The 5980-nt window shown below is 41.6% G+C and carries 4 protein-coding genes; 1 reads left to right on the top strand and 3 read right to left on the bottom strand.

Annotation, left to right across the window (positions count from 1 at the left end; translation table 11 throughout):
* Nucleotides 1-436 precede the first annotated feature (436 nt).
* The 3 genes from pyrB to CUU66_RS23555 all read right to left on the bottom strand — a co-directional run bounded on the left by pyrB (nt 437) and on the right by CUU66_RS23555 (nt 4878).
* Nucleotides 437-1393 (bottom strand): aspartate carbamoyltransferase, encoded by a 957-nt coding sequence (pyrB, locus tag CUU66_RS23565; RefSeq protein WP_101645845.1) that lies wholly within the window; start codon nt 1391-1393, stop codon nt 437-439.
* Between the two features lie 340 nt (nt 1394-1733).
* Nucleotides 1734-2702, bottom strand: coding sequence for an oxygen-dependent tRNA uridine(34) hydroxylase TrhO (gene trhO, locus CUU66_RS23560; protein WP_101645844.1), 969 nt, complete (start codon nt 2700-2702; stop codon nt 1734-1736).
* 706 nt (nt 2703-3408) lie between these two features.
* The gene (locus CUU66_RS23555; protein WP_257968121.1) at nt 3409-4878 is read right to left on the bottom strand and encodes an alkaline phosphatase family protein; all 1470 of its coding nucleotides are present in this window, start codon (nt 4876-4878) and stop codon (nt 3409-3411) included.
* 195 nt (nt 4879-5073) lie between these two features.
* Between CUU66_RS23555 and CUU66_RS23550 the strand changes: the two genes are divergently transcribed.
* The gene (locus CUU66_RS23550; protein WP_101645842.1) at nt 5074-5808 is read left to right on the top strand and encodes an endonuclease/exonuclease/phosphatase family protein; all 735 of its coding nucleotides are present in this window, start codon (nt 5074-5076) and stop codon (nt 5806-5808) included.
* The last annotated feature ends 172 nt before the right edge of the window (nt 5809-5980 follow it).

The following is a 5980-nucleotide window of genomic DNA, read 5'->3' as shown; positions in this document are numbered from 1 at the left end:
AACAGTGTAGCCAAGAGTGAATAAAATGACTCTTTCTTTTTACACAATTATACGGACTTAATCAAAACTTAAGGATAAAACCAAGAAACCTAAGCATAAAGATTCTGCCTGACCTGATTCAGTACCACCCATTAACAAAAACACCTTATTATTGCATGATACCCAAGGAAAAAGAGTGTCCAATGAATCATTTTTGAAGTTATTTATTCAACTTGAGGGAAAAACCGGCTAAAATTCCCCTTTTTTCACCTCCCTAAGCCCCTAGCCCACAAATATCACTTTCTCCTCTCCCATTCTATAAACCCTTCACCTGCTCCATTCATCTCATAGCGCAATTCAACCTAGCCCTCTTACCAATTACTATTCAATTAAGCAAAAAAACAGAAATTATAAAAAAGCCAGACCACTGCGGTCAGGCTTAATCCCCCTTTAATCCTTATACGTTCACATAATCCCGGATCGTTTCCGCTCTTTCTTGCTCAAAACATTTTTCGAGCAGGGCCATACGGATATAAAGGCCATTTTGTGCCTGCCTGAAATAAGCAGCACGCGGGTCTGCATCTACACTATGTTCAATCTCCCCTGCACGCGGCAACGGATGCAGGATGATACAATGATCTTTCATATATGAGAGAATGTCATCGTTGATGATATATTTGCCATTCGCCTTTTCGTACTCTTCAGGTGAAGAAAAACGCTCTTTTTGGATGCGGGTTTGGTAGATTACGTCCGCTTTTTGGACTGCTTTCTTTAAATCGTGTTCTTCCGAGAAAGAGATTCCTCTTTCCTTAAGGTATTCTTTTACATAAAGCGGGATTTGCACATTGTCAGGAGCCGTGAATGTGATATGGACATTGTTGTAATTCGCCAGCATGTAAGAGAGAGAATGGACGGTTCGGCCGTATTTAAGATCCCCCACCATTACTACATGCTGATTATCCAATGTTCCTAATTCTTTTTTGATGGTATAGACATCAAGCAGTGCTTGTGTCGGGTGCTCTCCGCCGCCGTCGCCTGCATTAAGAATGGGTACTGTGGCAACAGCAGCCGCCCTTTCAGCAGCCCCGATGTCGGTATGACGCATGACGATTACATCGCAGTATTCGGACACTACTCTGATGGTATCTTCAAGAGTTTCTCCTTTGGTAGCGGAAGAAAACTGCCCTGCATTTTCTGTTCCGATGACTTTGCCGCCAAGCCTGCTGATAGCTGACTCAAAAGAAAGACGCGTTCTGGTGCTTGGTTCAAAGAATAAGGTAGTCATGATTTTGTTAGAATAAATATCGCTTCCGCCGTTTTTAACGACCTTTTCCATACGGTCGGCCGTTTCATAAATGTCTTCCAAAGTCTGACGGTCGTATTGTTTAGCTCCAATTACGTGATAAAGTTTCATATGTCTGCTCCCTGGCTGGTATTTTTTTATACAGAAAATGGACCAACCTTTAAATTCGCATTATAAAAGCCTCCTGTTATAGGAACAGGAGGCTGATGCATGAAGGGTAATGAATTTTAGCAATCATATACATTTCGTATATGGCACGGGGATCCAGCTACTTCACCGGGATACACATTTGTCCGGCGGCTAGGGTGACCCCATCAATTCCATACCTTGTCAGTCTCTCTGGACTAAATTTAAAGGTAACTTCTTTATTCAATTACTGCGATTATGACACAAACTTTTAAAACTTGTCAATATCATCACATAAAACCCGGGCTGCTGCCCGGGCTTTCCATTACTTCACTTGAAGATATTCTTCTCCAATTGCTTTTAATCTTTCCTGCACTTCTTCTTCCGTTAAACCATGCTCTGGAATGTAACGGTTATTAGGGTGTACGCGGCATTCGTGTGAACAGCTGCGCAGATATTTATGTTCATTTTCTTCAGAAGATAGGATTTTTTTGTTGCATGCAGGGTTCGCACAGTTCACGTAGCGTTCACAAGGCTCACCTGTGTAGTAGTCTTTTCCGACAACAACATGTTCTTTTTGGTTAACAGGAACAGCAATTCTTTCATCAAAAACATAAAGCTGTCCATCCCATAGTTCTCCCTGGACTTCAGGGTCTTTACCGTATGTGACAATCCCGCCATGCAGCTGGGCAACATCCTCAAAGCCTTCTTTTTTAAGCCAGCCTGAGAATTTCTCACAGCGGATTCCGCCTGTACAATATGTGATGATTTTCTTGCCATCTAGCATTTCTTTATTTTCACGTACCCAGTCAGGAAGGTCGCGGAAGTTTTCAATATCAGGGCGGACGGCGCCTCTAAAATGCCCTAAGTCATATTCGTAGTCATTTCTTGCATCTAGCAGTACAGTATCTTCCTTCTCCATTTGTTCGCGGAATTCGGAAGGACTTAAATACCTACCTGTCATTTCAAGCGGATTCACATCATCTTCCAGGCGTAAAGTTACAAGTTCAGGACGTGCACGAACCTTCATTTTTTTGAAAGCATGTCCTTCTGCCTCATCGATTTTAAAGATCATATCTGCAAAACGCGGATCATTTTTCATTTTTTCCATATATTTATCAGTTTGTTCAATAGTTCCAGAAACCGTACCATTAATCCCTTCTGAAGCTACTAAAATTCTGCCCATTAGTCCAAGCTCAGTACAGAACTCTTTGTGCTCTGCCGCAAACTCAGCCGGGTCTTCAATGTGTACATATTGGTAATATAAAAGTACTCTGTATGGTTTTTCACTCATGTTAATCTGCCACCTTATCACATAATATTTGCAAGATATTAATGTAAATATGACACTAAATTCTTACGATAAAACATTATACCAAAATAGAAGTAAAAAATCACGTTTTTTTTAAGCTATATTATATTTCTTTATTGATTTTGTATGTCTTGTTTGTAACAGATATACGAGACTCCTGCGGGAAAAACGGGGCTACGGGGACCCCACAGTCAAAAACACCGAGGAGGCTCCCGGTCCGCCCCCGCGGAAAGCCAGTCCCTGCAGCGGAAATCAACTGGCATACTTAACAGAGCCTTATTTTAAAAATAAGTGACACAAATAGTATGAGTCATTTAATGCAAGAAAAAAACGATTTAATCATTTTCTTTTGAAAAGAGAGCATAACAGTAGATTTATTATTATAAAGAAGGCCTGAAAATGGTAGTAAGAAAAGTGTATAGCCAAGCTGGCAGCTTATCTATCTGCCCTACCTTCCCCGGTACACAAACTAGTCATTCCCAAACAGCATTCTCCTCCGTCCTCAGGAGATAAATGAATAGGAACAGGACTTTTAGCAGAGCAGCCTTACAGGGAACAGCCTGGATTGGGGTCCGCAGAGTGATTTCTAACCTTGGCGGTTATCAGGATTCCGAACATCTGCTTGTCATATTGTACGGCCACCGTAGCATAGGAGAAAAATTACTAACTCCATCGGGTATATTGGCCTTTAGATCAGTAAAGATAATATCCATTTTTTTAAATCAACCATTCTTAAGCGGTCAGGTTTAGACTCGGTTCCGGCTATAATCAGCGGCACTAAGGAATCTTGTTTATGAAGGCCTCCATGCCCTGCGCCGCCTATATGGGCAGGTGAGCCTTCACCCATAAATTCACATCCCGGTTTCGCGCTGACGACGAGAAAGCAGCCTTCTTGGGAATTCAAACTGCTGTGCAGCCTTGCCAATGCATCAGGATATTCTCCATAGTTCAAAGTTTTTTCATGGTCTTTCAAATCCAGAAGTGCCGAAGTACCGGAAATAGTCCATGATTGTCCATAGATATCTCGATACGAACCATGAGTCTTAAAGCGGAATTCTTGATCTGATCCCCCTCTTCGTACCTCTACGAAACCGTCCTTCTTCCAGGCAATCACATCTATTCTGTGGTCTCTCATTAAAGTATCTGCAATCACTTCCAGTGGAACAGCAGCTTGAAGACTATAAACATAAGCCATCCGGTCATTTACTGCAAGCACCAATTGATCCCCCGGCTGAACCCCTTTTCTTAGCTTCATAATTCTAAAGGACTTTAATAGTACCGTCAGATCAATGAGAGCCTCTTTTCGATTGGAATTCACCCAAGCTTGTCCGTTATCTCCCATGACGATCCAGGTAGTTTTTTCAATGGCCTCCTCCCAAGATACATAAGTGTTCAGGATTTTTTGCAGCTGTTTATCGGCCTTTTCTATCCCCTTCAGATCCATTCTTCCTTTTTTGTGCACTCGCTGATCGAGGTCAGGCAGGTAGACGATTGAAAAGAATGGCAGGCACTTTTCCTTGATAAGGGTGGTCAACTGCTGCACAGCGGATGTGTCATTAAATCCCAGCCGTTTCCAGAAATATTGATTTCTTCTAGAAGGATTAATTCTGATAAAAGATCCATAAGTAAAAATACGGGAGGCAAACATTGGCCTGCCTTCTTGGATGCCTGTTACCCACTTCATGATTTTAGAAACATTAGGGTAGTGAGGCGTATTCCCCCTATATACCAATGCATTTATAGAAGCTGACGACATCCCGTTTTTCTCTAAGTCCTCATGAATCGTGGAAACACCAGGGCTGATATGGTGCTGATTCATTTCATATAACAAATCAGTTACAGCTCTCCCAAAGCCAAGCTTGAACAGCTCCCGATAATGTGTTCCATAATTCACCAGCCTGTTCTCTTTGTGATTAAACCAGGCTAAACCCGGCAGACGATGCCTATCACAATATGTACCCGTCAATATGGTAGTGTCGACATTCACCGACATTGTTGGGAAAGGCACAACGATTCCAGGCAAATAGCCTCCCCTTTCCATGAGGAATTTTAAGGCTGGAGCTCTTCCGGTTTGTATAGCTTCTACGAGAGGCTTATCCATTAACGTGTCAATCACTAGCAAAATTACAGGTTTTACATGTTTGTTCTCTGCTGTCAACTGCATTCACCTCACTTTTTACAAGTCTTTCGTTTATCTTTTGTAAATGGATGGGGGAACTATACAATTTAGATCCATACATGGTTAATGGCAGCTAATGGCTTTAAAGGAAAAAAATTTTATGATTGATCCTGCTTTGAAAAACAGGCATTTTGCCAATTATAAAAAGGACTTTGAAGCGAAGGATGGGTGAATGTGGAGATTAAAGTCATGACATTTAATATCCATCACGGGAGAGGTATGGATAAAAAGCTGGATTTAGACAGGATTCTCAGGATCATCAAACATGCGGACGCTGATATTATTGGGTTAAATGAGGTAGATAAATTCTTTTCCGGCCGGAGTAAATTCATTGATCAAACAAAATATCTTGCAAGCGGCTTACATATGAATTACGCCTATGGCCCAGCCATTACCATTGAAGACAAAGCCCATAACAGACAAAAGCAGTATGGCAATGCTCTGTTAACTCGTTTTCCTATCACTTGTGTCAAAAACCATCCATTTGACTTCCTTCCTAAAATTGTCGAAAACCGTAGTATGCTTGAGGTATGTATCAATGCGGGCGGTTATAGTCTCAATGCCTTTATTTCACATTTAAGCTTTGCACCATTTCTTCATAAAAAACAGACATCTTTTATTTTGCATCATATGATTCAAAGCGACCTTCCATCTTTCGTAATGGGAGATTGGAATATGACCCGTCAGTCAAAAAGCTGGAAACTTGTCACTCAAAGCCTGGGTGATGCATGGCTGGAAGCAAATCCATCCAGCCCTGGGGGGTATACGTATCCCTCTAAAAAACCTAGGACTGCACTTGACTATATCTTCATCAATCAAGGATTTAAAGCTGTGGAAGCTGCTGTGCTGGAGAACAGTTCATTGGCTTCCGACCATCTGCCAATTACAGCTACATTAAAAATGCTATAGCACTAACGTGTTTGAAGTCTAAAATTAAGGCTCTTTTCTAAAAGATTGTTGTTTTTAATAAGTTTTGTTACGTCACCCTATTGTTCAGTCATGTCGATTGGAGCGTAAAGTGCGAGACTCCTGCGGGAGCAGCGGGTATTGTCCAGCTCCGGACTGACACCTTCGGTCATAA

Source organism: Peribacillus deserti, assembly GCF_002863585.1.
In the GTDB taxonomy this organism is placed as follows: Bacteria; Bacillota; Bacilli; order Bacillales; family DSM-1321; genus Paraperibacillus; species Paraperibacillus deserti_A.
The sequence above is the reverse complement of the archived record's forward strand: the minus strand, read 5'-3'. Positions and strand labels throughout refer to the sequence as shown.